Annotated in this window: 18 protein-coding genes; 4 read left to right on the top strand and 14 right to left on the bottom strand. The window is 70.1% G+C overall.

Annotated elements, in window-relative coordinates; translation table 11 throughout:
- Positions 1-13: 13 nt before the first annotated feature.
- From OG866_RS18970 to OG866_RS18945, 6 genes are all read right to left on the bottom strand, one after another.
- The gene (locus OG866_RS18970) at positions 14-1,018 is read right to left on the bottom strand and encodes an iron-containing redox enzyme family protein (protein ID WP_329336223.1); all 1,005 of its coding nucleotides are present in this window, start codon (positions 1,016-1,018) and stop codon (positions 14-16) included.
- The gene (locus tag OG866_RS18965; RefSeq protein WP_329336222.1) at positions 1,015-1,245 is read right to left on the bottom strand and encodes a CDGSH iron-sulfur domain-containing protein; all 231 of its coding nucleotides are present in this window, start codon (positions 1,243-1,245) and stop codon (positions 1,015-1,017) included. The genes OG866_RS18970 and OG866_RS18965 overlap by 4 nt, the downstream gene beginning before the upstream one ends.
- Positions 1,229-1,915: a HemK2/MTQ2 family protein methyltransferase gene (locus OG866_RS18960; protein ID WP_329336220.1), complete on the bottom strand. Its 687-nt coding sequence runs from the start codon at positions 1,913-1,915 to the stop codon at positions 1,229-1,231. The genes OG866_RS18965 and OG866_RS18960 overlap by 17 nt, the downstream gene beginning before the upstream one ends.
- A 280-nt stretch (positions 1,916-2,195) precedes the next feature.
- Positions 2,196-2,381 carry a hypothetical protein gene (locus OG866_RS18955; RefSeq protein WP_329336218.1) on the bottom strand — a complete coding sequence of 62 codons (186 nt, stop codon included), beginning with the start codon at positions 2,379-2,381 and terminating at the stop codon, positions 2,196-2,198.
- 74 nt (positions 2,382-2,455) lie between these two features.
- Positions 2,456-3,988, bottom strand: coding sequence for an FAD-dependent oxidoreductase (locus OG866_RS18950; RefSeq protein WP_329336217.1), 1,533 nt, complete (start codon positions 3,986-3,988; stop codon positions 2,456-2,458).
- A gap of 112 nt (positions 3,989-4,100) precedes the next feature.
- Positions 4,101-4,445 carry a DUF3040 domain-containing protein gene (locus OG866_RS18945; protein WP_329336215.1) on the bottom strand — a complete coding sequence of 115 codons (345 nt, stop codon included), beginning with the start codon at positions 4,443-4,445 and terminating at the stop codon, positions 4,101-4,103.
- A 105-nt stretch (positions 4,446-4,550) separates the two neighbouring features.
- Here OG866_RS18945 and OG866_RS18940 point away from each other — a divergent pair, with 105 nt between their 5' ends.
- The 3 genes from OG866_RS18940 (at position 4,551) to OG866_RS18930 (ending at position 8,954) form a co-directional block, all read left to right on the top strand.
- The gene (locus OG866_RS18940) at positions 4,551-5,027 is read left to right on the top strand and encodes an SRPBCC family protein (RefSeq protein ID WP_329336213.1); all 477 of its coding nucleotides are present in this window, start codon (positions 4,551-4,553) and stop codon (positions 5,025-5,027) included.
- A 94-nt stretch (positions 5,028-5,121) separates the two neighbouring features.
- Entirely contained in the window at positions 5,122-7,587 is a 2,466-nt protein-coding gene (locus tag OG866_RS18935; protein ID WP_329336212.1) for a molybdopterin oxidoreductase family protein, read from the top strand.
- A 188-nt stretch (positions 7,588-7,775) separates the two neighbouring features.
- Positions 7,776-8,954, top strand: coding sequence for a winged helix DNA-binding domain-containing protein (locus tag OG866_RS18930; protein WP_329336211.1), 1,179 nt, complete (start codon positions 7,776-7,778; stop codon positions 8,952-8,954).
- 272 nt (positions 8,955-9,226) lie between these two features.
- On the opposite strand, the gene OG866_RS18925 is transcribed toward OG866_RS18930, so the two are convergent.
- The 4 genes from OG866_RS18925 to OG866_RS18910 all read right to left on the bottom strand — a co-directional run bounded on the left by OG866_RS18925 (position 9,227) and on the right by OG866_RS18910 (position 11,758).
- Positions 9,227-9,634, bottom strand: coding sequence for a DUF6527 family protein (locus OG866_RS18925; RefSeq protein WP_329336209.1), 408 nt, complete (start codon positions 9,632-9,634; stop codon positions 9,227-9,229).
- Entirely contained in the window at positions 9,631-10,815 is a 1,185-nt protein-coding gene (locus OG866_RS18920; RefSeq protein ID WP_329336207.1) for a ThiF family adenylyltransferase, read from the bottom strand. Before OG866_RS18920 ends, OG866_RS18925 begins: the two co-directional genes overlap by 4 nt.
- Entirely contained in the window at positions 10,793-11,065 is a 273-nt protein-coding gene (locus OG866_RS18915) for a multiubiquitin domain-containing protein (RefSeq protein ID WP_329336205.1), read from the bottom strand. Before OG866_RS18915 ends, OG866_RS18920 begins: the two co-directional genes overlap by 23 nt.
- 258 nt (positions 11,066-11,323) lie before the next feature.
- Positions 11,324-11,758 (bottom strand): hypothetical protein, encoded by a 435-nt coding sequence (locus OG866_RS18910; protein WP_329336204.1) that lies wholly within the window; start codon positions 11,756-11,758, stop codon positions 11,324-11,326.
- A 330-nt stretch (positions 11,759-12,088) separates the two neighbouring features.
- Here OG866_RS18910 and OG866_RS18905 point away from each other — a divergent pair, with 330 nt between their 5' ends.
- Entirely contained in the window at positions 12,089-12,625 is a 537-nt protein-coding gene (locus OG866_RS18905) for a helix-turn-helix domain-containing protein (protein WP_329336202.1), read from the top strand.
- A 726-nt stretch (positions 12,626-13,351) separates the two neighbouring features.
- Here the strand turns inward: OG866_RS18905 and OG866_RS18900 are convergent.
- The 4 genes from OG866_RS18900 to OG866_RS18885 all read right to left on the bottom strand — a co-directional run bounded on the left by OG866_RS18900 (position 13,352) and on the right by OG866_RS18885 (position 15,730).
- Positions 13,352-13,705 carry an ASCH domain-containing protein gene (locus tag OG866_RS18900; RefSeq protein WP_329336200.1) on the bottom strand — a complete coding sequence of 118 codons (354 nt, stop codon included), beginning with the start codon at positions 13,703-13,705 and terminating at the stop codon, positions 13,352-13,354.
- Positions 13,702-14,823, bottom strand: coding sequence for a hypothetical protein (locus OG866_RS18895; RefSeq protein WP_329336186.1), 1,122 nt, complete (start codon positions 14,821-14,823; stop codon positions 13,702-13,704). Before OG866_RS18895 ends, OG866_RS18900 begins: the two co-directional genes overlap by 4 nt.
- 68 nt (positions 14,824-14,891) lie before the next feature.
- Positions 14,892-15,323 carry a hypothetical protein gene (locus tag OG866_RS18890; RefSeq protein ID WP_329336184.1) on the bottom strand — a complete coding sequence of 144 codons (432 nt, stop codon included), beginning with the start codon at positions 15,321-15,323 and terminating at the stop codon, positions 14,892-14,894.
- Positions 15,320-15,730, bottom strand: a complete 411-nt coding sequence (locus tag OG866_RS18885) for a hypothetical protein (protein ID WP_329336182.1) — start codon at positions 15,728-15,730, stop codon at positions 15,320-15,322. The genes OG866_RS18890 and OG866_RS18885 overlap by 4 nt, the downstream gene beginning before the upstream one ends.
- Positions 15,731-15,742: the final 12 nt, after the last annotated feature.

Below are 15,742 nucleotides of genomic sequence, written 5' to 3'. Positions count from 1 at the left end.
CGCCAGTGGTCCGTCAGGGGCGGCGCAGTGCCGTCGTCCCCCGCCGCCAGGCTCCCAGCAGCCTGGCGGCCAGACGGTCCTCCAGACACGCGGTCGCGCGGACGCCGAACACCACGTCCGCGTCCAGCTCCGGCTCGCTCTCCAGCAGACCGCCGACGACGTCCCGCCGTACGACCTGTTCGTGCACGGCGTCCGCCTCGACGTGCTCGGTGTAGAACCGTACGGCCGCCGGACCCGCGCCCACCCGGCGCAGCGCCTCGGCGAGGCGGCGGGAGCCGGGGGACGAGGTCACCTCCACGGCGGCGAAGTGGCCGACGAGCGCGCCGCGCAGCGCCCGGTGCAGGCCGAACAGGGACATCAGGTTCACGGTGGCGAGCGCCTCCGCCGGGGCCGCGTCGACATAGTGGCCGTACGCCGTCTCCAGCTTCAGGTCCGTCATCAGGTCGGCGAACAGCTCCGCGTGGATCTCGTCCGGGCGGCCCGCGCCGAACTCGTCGAACTCCACCGCCACCATCCCGGCCTTGGCCCGCCCGCGCAGCCGGGGGATCACCCAGGCGTGCGGGTCGGCCTCCTTGAGGTGGTAGAGCGAGCGCAGCGCCGCGTACTCGCGCAGCTGGCCGAGGGTGCCCTCGTCGCGCAGGAAGAACGAGACGCTCGTGCCGTCGGGGTCGGCGGCCGGTTCGACCTGGAGCTCGTCCAGGGCGGTGGCCGCGGTGGTGCCGGTGGGCGGTACGTCCTCGCGCAGGGCCCGCAGGAAACGGTCCTCCAGGGTGCCGCGGAACGCCAGCAGGACGCTGTCCCACTCCAGGGTGTCGGGGACGTTCTCGAAGCCCTGGTAGTGCAGCTCGTAGAGGGTGTAGAGGGCCAGTTGGAGATCGTCGCCGTAGGCGGGGGAGTCCGCGGCGTCCGGGATGCCTTCGGAGGGTGCCGTGCCCAGCAGGGCCGCCCGCAGCGCGGCGGAGAGCGGGCCGCGGGGGGTGGGCAGGGGCGGGGGGCGATGCCGGGAGGCGGTGGTCATGCGGGGCCGCCCTCGTCGGGCGCGCCGGCTCGCCTCTCGCGGCGGCGGTGGCTGGTGTCGCACCACGGGAACAGACGACTGCGGCGGCAGGTGCAGACCGCCACCTCGAAACGGTCGGACACCGTCACCTCGCCGTTCTCGTCGACCACTTCGACCGGCCCTTCGATCAGCAGGGGCCCGTCGCGCTGGACACGGATGCGGCGGGGGCGGTCAGACGCGGCGGCCACGGATCACCACCAGCTCCTCTGTCGTGTCGCCGTTCGCGAGACCCCGGTCGCGCAGCCAGCCGAGCCGGGAGCGCAGGACCGGGCCGAACGGCAGCCGGGTGCGGTCGACGACCTCCGCGTGCAGACCGGCCCCGGTGAGACGGTCCAGCGTGGCGTCGACGCCGCACAGATGCGAGTGGACGAGCAGCAGGGCGCCCGCCGGTTGCAGGACCGTCGGCGCGGAGTCGCAGACCCGGTCGATCAGCAGCCGGCCGTCCGGTCCCGCGTCCCAGGCGCGGGCGGGGCCGCGCGGCCGGGCCGAGCCGGGCGCGGGGACGTAGGGCGGGTTGGCGAGCACCAGGTCGAAGCGGCGGCCGGGGACCGCCGCGGCCAGGTCGCCGTGGCGGACGCGCAGGTTCTGGCCGTTCAGCACGGCGTTGCACCAGGCCGCCGCGACCGCCCGCCAGGAGATGTCGACCGCGGTCACCCGCCCGCCGAGTCGTGCCGCCTCGACCGCGAGCGCCCCGCTGCCGGTGCCCAGGTCCAACACGTCCGTCCGGTCGGTGATCGGTTCGCGGCGCAGGGCCCGCCCCAGCAGCCGGGTGTCGGTCTGCGGTGCGTACACGCCCCGCGGGACCCAGCAGCGGCGCGGGTCGGCGGGGGTGGGGCAGCCGACGGTGGTGGGGGTCATGGGGCTCCTGGGGGTGGTCGAGGGCCAAGGGGGTGCCGAGGGGGTGCCAGGGTGCTGCGGGTGTTGCGGTCAGGGGTTCGTGGGGTGCTGTCCGCCGGGCGCGGCCGGGGGGTCGTGTTGTGGTGCTGTCCGCGGGGCGCGGCCCGGGGGTTCGTGGTGTGGTGCTGTCTGCCGGGCGGGGCCCGGTCTCGTCAGTCGGGGGGGGCTCTTGAGCGGCCGGTCGATGACGAGTGCCCTCCCGCTTCCTCCGGGAGGGGAGAAGCCCTCGGCCGGTCTCCGGTCAGTCGTCGCCGCGGACGATGTTGGGTTCGGCCGCCGTGTCCGTGGTGGGCGGGCAACTGCCGTCCTCGACGGGAGAGATGCAGGTGCGCACGCCCTTCTCACGGACGATGCGGGCCTTCCTCCAGCCCGTCCTGGCCACCCGCAGGGCGGCGGTGGTGTCGTTCTTGACGGTGGGCGCGGTCACGGCGGTTCAACTTCTTCCTGTCTCGTCGAGATGGCGGCCGAGTTCCCTCGGGGGCGGTGCGGAAACGGCGGGACTCAGATGTCACGCCGCTCCAGCGGGCGTACCGCGGGCCCCTGGAGGATGCTGCCGTCCGGGGCGAAGCGGGAGCCGTGGCAGGGGCATTCCCAGGCCTGTTCCGCGCGGTTGAAGGCCACGACACAGCCGAGGTGGGTGCAGTTCGCCGAGACCGCGTGCAGGCCGCCGTCCGCGTCCCGGTGCACGGCGCAGCGGTGGCCGCCCACCCGCATCACGGCACCGTCGCCCGGCGCCAGTTCCTCCGGCGCCGGGCCCGACAGGGGCGGCAGCCGGTCGCCGACGAAGTGCCGGGCGACCTGCGTCTGGTGCTTGAGGAAGGACACGCCCTCGCGGACCACGGAGCCGAGGCGGCGCGGGTCGTACAGCCCGGCCCACTCGACCTCGCGGCCCGCCATCAGCTCACTGAGCAGAGAGCCCGCCATGATGCCGCCGCTCAGGCCCCAGCCGCCGAAGCCGGTGGCCACGTAGGTGTGCCGGGCGCCGGGGTGGAGCGGGCCGACCAGGGGCACGGAGTCGGTGGAGTCGTTGTCCTGGGTCGCCCAGCGGTGGGTGAGGGTCAGGCCGGGAAAGCGGTTCTCGGCCCAGTCCGAAAGCCGGGCGAAGCGCTTGTCGACGTCCGCGGTGCCCGGCGTGAAGTGCTCGCCGGTGACGATGAGCAGCCGTACGCCGGCGTCGTCTCCGTAGGGCGCGCTGCGCACCGAGCGGGTGTTCTGCTCCGGCGTGATGTACATGTCCCGCGGGGCCCGGTCCGCGTCCAGGAGGCCGGCCACGACCAGCTCGCGGCGCGGGGAGAGCCGGGTGAAGAGGAGGGCCCGGTCGAACACCGGGTAATGGGTGGCGACCACGACGTCGTTCGCCCGTACCGTCACCCCGGCCTCGGTCGACAGGACGCACGGCTCGCCCTCGGTGAGGGCGACGACCCGCGTGTCCTCGTACACCGTGCCACCGCGCCGGCGCAGGTCCTCGGCGAGCGCCAGCAGGTACTTGCGGGGGTGGAACTGGGCCTGCCGCACCACCTTGACCGCGCCCGCCACCGGGAAGGGCAGGTCGGTGGCGGTGACGAAGGAGGCGTCGAGGCCCGCCTCGCGTGCCGCCTCCGCCTCCGCCCTCAGCTCGGCGACACCCTCGGTCTCCTCGGCGTAGGTGAACGCTGCCGCCTCCTCCCAGTCGCAGTCCACGCCCAGCTCCGCCACGATGTCCGCCGCGTGCTGGATCGCGTCCGTCTGTGAACGGGCGTACAGCCGCGCCCCCTCGGCCCCGCGGGTGCGGCGCAGCCGGTCGTAGACGAGGGTGTGCAGGGCGCTCAGCTTGGCCGTGGTCCGGCCGGTCACCCCGGCGGCGAGCCGGCCCGCCTCCAGCACGGCCACCTCACGGCCCTCCCGGACCAGCTCCCAGGCGGTGCTCAGCCCGGCCATGCCGCCGCCGATCACGGCGACGTCGACGGTGAGATCGGCGGCGGGCGGCGGGGCGAGGGTGCCCGGCGGGGCCGTTTCGAGCCAGTACGACCCCCTCAGTCCTGCGTCGGCGTCCATGGCCGTCTCCTGTTCTGTGGTTCCTGTGCGCTGTGGCTCCTCTGCGCGGCGGTTCCTCTGTGCTGTGGTTCCAGGGTTTCTCGGCGCCTGGGCTCCTCGGTTCCTCGGCTCCTCAGCGATCGCTGGTCTTCGTCTCGGGCCCGGCCTCGGTGACGCGGCACAGCAGCCGGAACGCCTGAAGCAGGGTGAGGGGCCACAGCGCGGCGAAGCACCACAGGAGGACGGGGTCGGAGGTGCGGACGCCCATGACGACCAGGAACACCGAGGCGCTCAGCAGGGCGGCCGTGGACAGCGGCAGCCCGCGGCGGGAGACCGGGCGGCCGGCGCGGTGGTGCAGGAGCCGGTGCATACGGCGGGTCAGGCGGCGGTCACCGCTCAGCTCCGCCTCGATACGGCGGAGCGCCAGACGCTCGTGCGGCGAGAGCACCACGTCGTCGCGGTCGCTGCGGTCGTTCACGATTCGGCACCTCTTTCGTCCCCGGCCGGGTTCCCCGCCGGGGTGAGGTGACGCCTCCCGGGTACTCGGCGCGGTGCACGCACGCAAGAGATGAGGGAGGAACCCATGAGCACGGTCAAGAAGACGGTCGAGGTGGAGGTGCCGCTGCACCGGGCGTACAACCAGTGGACCCAGTTCGAGGAGTTCCCGAAGTTCATGGAGGGCGTCGACGAGGTGACGCAGCTCGACGACCGGCACAACCACTGGACCACCAGCATCGGTGGCGTCCGGCGCGAGTTCGACACCGAGATCGTCGACCAGCTGCCCGACGACCGGATCACCTGGCGTTCCGTCGGCGGTGACACCCGGCAGCGCGGCTCGGTCCGCTTCGAGCGGGTGGACGACATGCACACCAAGGTCGAGCTGACCATGGACGTCGAGCCCAGCGGCGTCGCCGAACGGAGCGCGGACGCGCTCGGCATGATCGACCGCCGGGTCTCCGGCGACCTGCACCGCTTCAAGGACTACGTCGAGGGCGGCGGCGACAGCGGTGGCTGGCGCGGGCGGATCCGCCCCGAGGACCCGGGCATGACGTCCCTCTGATCCAGCCGAGAGGCCTGGTCTGATCCCAGCCGAGAGGTCGGTGATCACAGCCGAGAGGTCTGGCTGATCACAGCCGAGAGGTCCTGAGCGCGCCATGCAGCCCGAGGTGGACCGGATCGCGCAGCCCTGGGGCGAGCGCACCCCCTACGACCGTGACGGTACGTGGCCCGTGCGCGTCGACTCCTATCTGGCGCCCGGTGTCACCGTGGAGGGGGTGCAGCGGTGGGTGCCGACGGCATCGCTGCTGCACTCCAACGGGGACGCGATGGACATCGCGGTCGTCGACGGCCGGATCGTCGGCGTACGCGGCCGTTCCCGGGACCGGGTCAACCATGGCCGGCTGGGCCCGAAGGACCTGTTCGGCTGGCAGGCGAACCACTCCCCGGACCGGCTGACCACCCCGCTGGTCCGGGAGGGCGGACACCTCGTCCCCTGTGGCTGGGACACCGCGATGGAGCGGATCGTCGACCGCACCAGGCGGCTGCTGGCCGAGCGGGGAGCCGACGCGCTCGGCTTCTACACCAGCGGCCAGCTGTTCCTGGAGGAGTACTACACCCTCGCGGTGATCGTCCGTGCCGGCCTGGGAACGAACCACCTCGACGGCAACACCCGGCTGTGCACGGCGACCGCCGCCGAGGCGCTGAAGGAGACCTTCGGGTGCGACGGCCAGCCCGCCTCGTACACGGACGTCGACCACGCCGATGTCATCGCCCTGTTCGGGCACAACATGGCCGAGACCCAGCCGGTGCTGTGGATGCGGGTCCTGGACCGGCTGGCGGGCGGGGATCCGCCGCGACTGCTGTGCGTAGACCCGCGTCCTACGCCGGTCGCCCGCCACGCCACCGTCCACCTCGCTCCGCGCTCCGGCACGAACGTGGCCCTGCTGAACGCCCTCCTGCACGAGATCATCCGTACCGACCGAGTCGACCACGCCTACGTCGACGCCCACACCGTCGGCTACGACGACCTCGCCGCCCGCGTCGCCGACCGCACCCCCGCCTGGGCCGCCGGCATCTGTGACGTACCGGCCGCGAAGATCGTCGAGGCGGCCGAACTCCTGGGCGGAGCCGAGCGGTTGCTGTCCACCGTGCTTCAGGGCGTGTACCAGTCCCACCAGGCCACGGCCGCCGCCTGCCAGGTCAACAACCTCCAGCTGCTGCGCGGCATGCTCGGCCGCCCCGGCTGCGGGGTGCTCCAGATGAACGGCCAGCCCACCGCCCAGAACACCCGCGAGTGCGGCGCCGACGGCGACCTGCCCGGCTTCCGCAACTGGCGGAACGACGACCATGTCGCCGACCTCGCCCGGGTCTGGAACGTCGAGCCGTCCCGTATCCCGCACGACGCCCCGCCCACCCCGGCGATGGAGATCTTCGGCAAGGCCGAGCAGGGCGACATCCGGCTGCTGTGGATCTCCGGCACCAACCCGGCGGTGTCCCTGCCGGAACTGCACCGCATCCGCGGCATCCTGCGCCGTGACAGCCTGTTCACGGTCGTCCAGGACCTGTACCTCACGGAGACCGCCCGGTTCGCGGACGTCGTCCTGCCCGCCGCGACCTGGGGCGAGAAGACCGGCACGTTCACCAACGCCGACCGCACGGTCCATCTCTCCGGCAAGGCCGTCGAACCGCCCGGCGAGGCCCGCCCCGACCTCGACATCCTGCTCGACTACGCCCGCCGGATGGACTTCCGCGACCAGGACGGCGGCCCGCTGATCCACTGGCACGACCCCGAGTCGGCGTTCCGGGCCTGGCAGGAGTGCAGCCGGGGCCGCCCCTGCGACTACACCGGCCTGTCCTACGACCGCCTGCGTGAGGCGGGCGGCATCCAGTGGCCCTGCACGGACGCGGCACCCGACGGCACCGAACGCCTCTATGCCGGCGGCATCACCTGGGCCGCGCCGGGGACCTGCGAGTCGTACGGCAAGGACGTGATGACCGGCGACTCGATGACGGAGGCCGACTATCGCGCGCTGAACCCGGACGGCAGGGCCGTACTGAAGCCGGCGGACTACGTGCCGCCCGATGAACTCCCGGACGCCACCTACCCGTTGCAGCTGAACACCGGCCGCACGATCTACCACTTCCACACCCGCACCAAGACCGGCCGCACCCCGCAACTCAACGCCGCCGCACCGGAGGTGTGGGTGGAGATCTCCGCCGGGGAGGCGCGGCGGCACGGTGTGGCGGAGGGCGACCTGGTCGAGGTCACCAGCCGCCGGGGCTCGCTGCGCGGGCGCCTGCGGATCACGGGCATCCGCGACGGCATGCTGTTCCTGCCCTTCCACTACGGCTACTGGGACACCCCCGAGGGCGACCGCCCCGGCAAGGGCGGCGGCCGGGCGGCGAACGAGACGACGGTCACCGACTGGGACCCGGTCTCCGAACAGCCCCTGTTCAAGACGGCCGCCGCCCGACTGACGCTCATCGCCCCCGCCGCCGGAGCCCTCAGCCCGGCCCCCACCACCACAGCCTCCGCCCCGTCCGGCCCCTGCCCAGCACCAGCAACCACGGGCGGCAAGACGGCGATCGCACGACAAGCGACGGGGGACGGGGCGGGGTAGGGGTAGGCACCGGAGGGCGGGGTGGGGGGTGACTGGGTGCATGGTGGTGGAGGTGACTGTGTGCCCGGCGGAGGCAATGGTCCATTTAGGACGGCAGCTGGCCGCATTCCCTCGTAGCGTCGTGTCCGCAAGCCGGAGCGAACGTGAAAGGACGGTCCACGGCGGACTCACCGGGCCGCCCACTCGCCATGACCCACACCGCCCGCCCCAAGATCACCGATGACCACCGTCGAGCCCTGCTCGCCACCCGTCACCTCCTCACCCCCGCCACCCGCGCGAACAGCTCCGAGCAGGTCGCCGACGCCGTACTGGGCCTGCACGCCACCGACCCGGCCAGCGTGTACCTGACGGTGGCCGCGCGCATGGCCACCCCTTCGACGGCCGACCTGGAACGCGCCCTGTACACGGACCACACGCTGATCCGGATGCTGTGCATGCGCCGCACCATGTTCGTCGTCCCGCGCTCCCTCGCCCCAGTCGTCGACGCCTCGACGGCACGCGCCGTGGCCGCCCGTGAACGGACCGGGCTGCTCAAGCTCCTCGGCGAACAACTCGGGTACGACGAACGCCGCCTGGCCACCCTGGAGAAGGAGGTGCTCACCGCGCTGGCCGGCCTCGGGGAGGCGACGGCGGCCCAACTGGGGGAGGCGGTACCCGAGTTGCAGCAGAAGGTCGTCATGGCGCCGGGCAAGGCCTACGAGGCGAGGCCGCGCATCACCAGCCGTGTCCTCGGGGTGCTGGCCGCCGAGGGCAGGATCCGCCGGGGCCGGCCGCTGGGCAGCTGGGCCTCCTCGCAGTTCCGCTGGACGGTGGCCGAACCCCACCCCGAGCTCCCCGCCGACGCGGCGCGAGCCGACCTCGCCCGCCGCTATCTGGCCGCCTTCGGCCCCGCCACCACCGAGGACGTCAAGTGGTGGACCGGCTGGACCCTCACCGCCACCCGCAAGGCCCTGGCCGGCACGGACGCCGTGGACGTCGACCTCGCGCAGGGCCAGGGCCACGCCCTGCCGGAGCAGTTGGCGGCGCCCGCCGACCCCGGGCCCTGGGCGGCCCTGCTCCCCGCCCTCGACCCCACCCCGATGGGCTGGCGGGGCCGCGACTGGTACCTCGACCCCGCCCACACCACCGAGCTCTTCGACACCAACGGCAACATCGGCCCCACGGTGTGGTGGAACGGCCGAGTCATCGGCGCCTGGACCCAGCGCCCCGACGGCGAGATCGTCACCGCCGAACTTCCCGGCATCCGCCTCACCCGCGACGCCCGCACCGCCGTCACGGCCGAGGCCGCCCGCCTGACCGAGTTCTTCGGCGACATCCGCATCCGCCCGAGCTTCCGCACACCGCTGGAGTCCCGGCTCAGGGCCTGAGCGGCGCCGGCGTGGGACATGAAAAAGGGCGGGGTCCGAAAACCCCGCCCGCAGATCATGGAACCTCAGCTCACGGCCACACCAGGCAGTACGGCTGATGCCCCGCCTCATGGAGGCGGTGACTGAAGTCCTGCCACTCGTGCAGCGATTGGTGATGGGAGGGCGCTGACCTGGGGTTTCGCAAGGGAATGTGCGTTGACCTGGGAAAACTCCTCTCGGTAGTTCTCACGGGTCAACGCCGTTTCCCAGGCTCATGTGCCCTGGATGTGCCCTCACTTGCGCTTCCGCAGTGCGGTCAGCCACTTGAAAGGGGCCAGGAAGGTCGTAGCCCTCGGCCTCGTTCGGGGCATGGCCTCAGCTGTTGGGTACACAGGTCTGCGGCTGGCGGAGATTTCTTTCTCGGTCCACTGCCTAGCCCATGCGACTGTGTTGTTGCGGATCCAGTAGTGGGACTTGCACGGGAAGCTCCAGTTCCCGATCGAGGGGTGCAGGGAGATCGAGACTCCGTCGAAGGTCAGCTTCCACTCCCGGGGCGCGAGGGGAGTGACGACCTCGTACCCGCAGCCGCAGCAGCACAGGTGGGTGACCAGGGCGTAGCGGATGGAGATGTACACCACGCCCTGGTCTAACTGCTCGGGAACGCAGTCGACGAACACATGTGCGATCCGAGCGTCCGTCACCCCGTGTCCTCGTTGGTGAGAACGTTCCCGTCCAGTTGGTAGACGCTGTGGTGTTCGTGCTCGAGGTCGACGTAGAAACCGTAGACCTTCTTGAACCTCACTACGGCGAGCGAGGCGTTCATCGCGTTCAGCTCGGCGATCTGGATGTTGCTGGCGTATGCGTTGTCCTCGTCCGAGTCGGCGAAGGGGATTCGCTGCCGTTCATGGACGTGGTTGCGCTGGCCGGGAACGCTGGTGGTCACCCGTAGCAGGCCCGTCAGGGAGGTGTCGCACACGAGGACGCCCATGCCTACATCGATGAAGGGGATGCTGTACTCCTCGAGTCGGCCGACCATCGGACGTTTGATCGCTCCCTTGTCGAGCGCGAGGAACACGAAGTCCATCCCGCGCAGTCCCTCGATGGTCGTCTCGTCCACGAACATCGGATGCGGGACGATGCCGGTCCGCATCTTTCCGTAGAGGTCCGCGTAGTAGTCGACCTTCAGCGGCGCCCCCTGCAGTTCCTCTTCGGAGGGCGCACCGGGTGCGCGGAAGGCGTTGTGCTGAAGGAAGCGGTCGCCGTCAAACAGATGGATCCGTGCGACCGGGGTCTTGGCGATCAGATCAAGGATGTACGCGCCGGTTCCGCCCAGGCCGACGATCGCCACGTTCTCGATCGCGGCCAGACGCTGACTGACGGCCCCGATGCCGGCCCGGCTGGACGCAGTGTCGGCGTAGCGGAAAACGGAGTCCTGCGGCTCGGAGGGCACCACCCTGTACGTCTGCGCCGTTGCGTCGGGATCCAGTGTGTGGGCCGGGGAGGAAACGATTGCCACGTACGCGGTGATCTTCTCGTAGTAGTCGACGTACACGCCCGTCCCGACCGGCTTACTGGAGAACATGCACGCTGTCTGCACGCCCGCCAGCACGTCGCTGGTAGTCGCGTTGATGAGCTTGCTCAGCGGCTTGCCGGTGGCATCGCAGGGCGTGCCGCCGCTGAAGTGGACTGTGTGGGTGCCCGGGGTCGTGGTGACGTCGCCGGCCAACGTCAGCTCCGACACCAGGACTCCGAACTGCACCGTACGGTCTGCTGCCACGTACGGGACATGGTGGATGAGTAGGTGACCGTCCTTCACTTCGACCTCGAAGCCCTCGTCCTGGAGGCGCTTCAGGTCGGCGCTACGACTTGTCAGTGGCGACAACGGTGAACACCGTCCCGTTCTTGATCTGGACGCTCTCGCCGGTACTCAGGGTGCCGTCGGCGGGCTTCTGGTGGGCGTGCCGGAAGCTGACCGTGATGAGGACGTTCGGGCCCGATGGGACGGGATCGAGGGCCAGCCGGACCACCTCCTCGAAGGTCAGGGTGTCCTGGTGGACGGTCTTCTCGCGTGCGTTCACGACGATCTTGTAGTCGCGCTGGTGGGCGTTGGGGGCTGCGGAGACGTCAGGCATCTCGGCTCCTCTCGTCGGTTTCATTGAAGCCAGTGAAACCGTACCACGGGTCACCGCAGTCGCACGCGACACGCCTGAACGGGTGACACCCGTTCTTGGGCGGTGCCCCTGGCATCCTGGTCTGTCGTGCTACTCGAACTCGTCGGACGCCACCCGTTGCTCCGCGCCGACCTGGCTCTCCATCTCCGCCCCGGCGAGCCCCTCACCGTCGACGCCACGCGGCTGCAGTTCATCAGCCCACTCGACCTCGCCGCCGTATCAGCACTCGCCCAAGCTGCTTCTGTCATGTCCGGGGAGAGTGTGCTGCGTCTCCCCTCCGATCCTCGTGTCGCCTCCTACTTGCAGCGGATGGACCTCCTCGCCCAGCTTCCCGAGGGCGCCACTGTCGTTGGGGCCGTTCCGTTCGACGACCGGCGTGACCATCGCGCGACTCTCCTTGAGACCACTCTCCTGACCCCGGAGACCGCCGACGACGTAGGTGAGCGCATAGGTCTTCTCGCTGTTGCCAACCTTGGTGCGTCTCCGGGTGCTCAGGTCGCCCGCAGTGTCGGTGAGCTGATCGACAATGCCGTCAGCCATGGGTGCGGCCCTGGGGGTGCCTATATAGCTGCCCAGACGTACACCGGAAAGACCACTGGAACCCGTCGCCTGGAAGTAGCCATCTGCGACAACGGCATTGGGGTCCTCGCCCATCTGAGCCGAAACCCCGACCACGCCGACTTGGCAGACAGTGAAACTGCACTCCGTAGGGCCCTCCGCCGTGGCATCAGCGGTACCGGGGGAGGTCGTGGCAACGGGCTGCCTGACCTGCTCAATCAGGCTGGCGGCACCGGGCCAACCCGGCTTGTCCTGCGAAGTGGGCACGGGTTGGTGCGAGCCGCCAGACATCTCGCGGGTGCACCTGCCGTACGCGGCTTCACCACGGGCATGCCCGTGGACGGCACATGGGCATGGCTGAGAGTCTCATTTGCGCCGTAACCTCACTATGCTTCAATGCGTTCAATGAAAACGACGAGGCAAGGAATGAGCACCTTCCCCGTACAGCCCTACGGCGAGTTCCTCTTCACGCGCGCCCGAGGGGCGGCAGCGCGAGCCGACCTGGAAGAGCACCTGCGGCAGTCTGATGTCCTGCCCATGCTGACGATCGACTTCGTCGGCGTCGTTGCGATGACCAACAGCTTCGCGGACGAATTCCTCGGCAAGTTCTACACGCTTCTCTCGGCTGAAGGTCATGCCGTGGCAGCCGTGCAGCTCGCAGGATTGAACGAGGAGACCCGGGACGCAGTCAACGTGTGTCTGCAAAGGCGCAAACAGTTTGCCGTGGATGCCGAGAGTCACACCCTCCTCGGGGATGCAGAAGTCCTGACGGACACCTATCAGCGCGCACGCAAACTCAGTGCCTTCCGTGCGGCGGAGCTTGCCGAGGAACTGCACATCTCCTTGCCCAACGCGAACAATCGGCTCAAGCGTCTCTTGGAAGCGGGAGCACTCCGGCGTGAACGTTCCGGGGGCCCTGACCGAGGGGGCAAGGAATTCATCTACAGCGTGCCTGCCTTCTGAGGGGCAGCCGGGCCCTCGTCCCACTCGTGAAGGCTCAGTACGCTGCCGGTCCGCCGAGTTCGTCCGGGCTTCAGCGCTGTTGATCTCCAAGCCGTACATGGACGCGTTCGTGTGGGACCGGCCGCCAGCTGTGGCCTGAGATGCTACGAGTGGCTTCTGAGCGCCGGATTCGACATCCTCCTCGTCAGGTTCTGAGATCGATGCAGTTCAGGCGGAGGCGGGAGAGCGGAGCTCATTGCGGACGCGGGTGAGTGGTTCGCGGTGCGGCTGTAGCCCTCTGCATGATCAGGCTATGGCCACGCCTATCACCGCCTCCAGGCCGACCGTGACGACGGTGAACAAGGTGGTGTCCCAGAACTGCTCTCCGGCGGAGCCGAAGATGTCGGCATAGTTCCGCAGCCCCACGAACGACCTGGTGCCGCTGATGAAGCCGGTCGCGGGTCCAGCCCCTTGGTCCCGTACAGTGACTCCTTGAGCGCCATGAGGTCGGGTAGAGCACGACGATCGTCAGCGCCAGGAGCGTGGCCACCCGCCCGCAACCCTCTGAGATGGGCCGTGCCGCCGGCGAACTGGCTCTGCGGCTGATCGACGACTCCGACGCGGACCATGAGCAGCACACGTCCTGCCGACGACGCTGATCCCGCGGACGACCACCGCGCCGCCGCCCGGGACCTCTGGGGAGCGGGACACCGAGTAGGACCGCACCTCGGTGGGGCGGGCTCCGAGTCAGGGGAGAAGGCCGATCCGGATGGCCATGGCGCCAAGGGCTTCCTTCGCCGGTGGGTAGATGGCCCGGATACGGGCGAGTTGCTCGTCACGGGTGGCGGTGGGGTTGACGTTGGAGGGCCCCTCGCCGTCGAGCAGGGCCTCGAAGTTGGAGTACTCGGTGACCCGTTTGACCGTGACCTCGCAGGTCTCCTCGGTGCCTTTGATGCGGAAGCGGATGGTGTCGCCGGCGGCGAGGTCGGCGAGGTGGGGGTATTTGACCCGTACCTCGATGGTCTTCTCGCCTGATGCGACGAGGTCGAAGTACTGGCGGTAGAGGTTGAGTTCGTGGACGCGGCCGGTGGTGTTGCTCATGGGGCGGAAATGCTCCTGGGCGCTGGTGCGGTGATCAGGCGGCCGATCTCGGCTGCGGAGTACGAGCGGAAGAAGTGACGGGGGTCGGACAGCATCGTCTGGGTCATGGCCAGCAGTTGGTCCGCATACTCGGTGACGGTGCCGGGCCATTCCCGGGTGTCGAGCATCCAGCGGGCCGCTCCCTCAGACAAGGGGGCATGGCCTTGGCGGATGAGCGACTTGGAGAGTTTCGCGCCGGTGTCGGTGACGACCTGTGGGCAGAACAGCCGGGCGGGTAGCTGTGCACGGGTGAGGCCGACGGCCTGGAGGGCTTCGTCGACCAGGATGGAGCCGAAGACCCAGTCGCCGCCCTTGACCATGACGTACAGGGTTTCCCGGGTCGGCGTGCTCGTGAGCGTGAGTTCCTTGACCAGGTTGCGGTACAGGGTCGCCAGGTCGAGGTAGGCGCCGGTGGTGGGCGTGATGGTGGCTCGGTACGGGCCGTGGTGGAGACAGACCGCGGAGACGGCGGCGGTTTCCCGGTCGGTGAGGAGGACCCTGGTGCGTTCAGCGTGCTTCTCGGACCAGCCACAGCCGTGTTGGGGGCACGGAACTCGGAGGTGTGGGGTGCCGGTGGACGGGGCCAGCCACCAGCGGGCTGCGTCGATGCGGGGGAGGAGCCGTAGCCAGGTTCGGCGGAAGTATTCGCCGGCTTGCTGCTGGGTGTAGGTCTCGACATGGTGGGGGATGCCCAGGCGCCGGGTCAGGGCCGTGAACAGGGGTTGGTATAGCGCGGTCACGAGGTCGGTCAGGGCCTTCTCGCCGAGGGCTTGGGCGTAGGCGCGCTGGTAACGATGTCCGCTGGCTGGGTCTGTGGCCAGTTCGTACGGGGCGTTGTCGAGGGCGCTGAAGACGACCGTGCTGGGGATGCCGAATCGGTCGCGCAGGCGGGCGGCCATGGCGAACGCGAGGGACTGGACGAGCGAGGTGCCGATGTGCGGGGCACCGTTGATCTGGGTGCCGACGACCAGCACGATCCGCTCGGGTGGGGTGGCCAGGATGCGTGGGGTCAGGACGTCCTCTGTGCGGAGAAGTGCGTTGGCGAGGACGGTGTTCGGTGAGACGGGGTGGGTCGTCACGGATGTCCCCCTGCAGTCGGGTCGGAGGAAAGGCGCCGCTGCTAGGTGTGGGGCGGGGCCGCGGGGCTTCAGAGGCAGGCGGCGGAGCGGCGTTTCGCGTTGTCAGCGGTGACGTACGGGTGCTGGAGCGCCATCCGGAGGGTTTCGGCGTCCGTGAGGGTGTCGTCGTCGGGAAGTTCGCACCAGCCGCCGTACCAGTCGTCGATCACCTCCCAGCCGGGTGCGACGAGCCAGCTGTTGGCGCAGAGATGCCGTACGGGCAGGTCGTTCCAGCAGTCGGCGGTGCCAGGCTCGATGGCGTAGTAGAGGCGCTCGTTGGGTCCGTCATAGAGCACCGGGCCGATCGTGGCGCCGGTTGCCCGCAGGTGGGCTAAGGCCAGTAGGCCCGTCTCGGCAGAGGTTCGCACGAGGTCCCAGCCGTCGCCGACCTTCAGCAGGCGCAGGCCGGGCACGTCGCTGACCATGGGGGCGCTGCGCAGCGCGTCACGCACGGATGTCATGTGTCCGCCTGTCGCTGGAGGTTGGAGCTGGAGCCGCAGGCCAGTGCAGCCCCCGTCGTCGGCTTGGAGGTACGGACCACGATCAGGCGGGCACCCGCCGCTGTTATCCGTCGCCTTCGCTCGGCATTGAGGCCCTTGGGCCCGAGGTGGTTCAGCGCGAGGGTCACGGCACCGTATGTGTCGGGCAGTTCGAGGGCGTCGACGAGTCCGACGAAGGCCGGCGAGCGGATGGCTGCCGTGGTGTCGCGGTCGATGAAGACGCCGCAGAGGGCGAGTTCGTGTCGTCGGCAGTACTCGGTGAGGCAGCTGACAAGTGCGCTGTGACGGGCCGGGTTTGCATGGCGCAGGTAGCCGAAGACCTGGGGGAAGGCTACGGGGCGGCGTTCCGTGATGAGCTCGTCGTCCATGAGCACAGCGTC

Origin of the sequence: Streptomyces sp. NBC_00663 (genome assembly GCF_036226885.1) — a bacterium.
Taxonomy (GTDB): domain Bacteria; phylum Actinomycetota; class Actinomycetes; order Streptomycetales; family Streptomycetaceae; genus Streptomyces.
The sequence above is the reverse complement of the archived record's forward strand: the minus strand, read 5'-3'. Positions and strand labels throughout refer to the sequence as shown.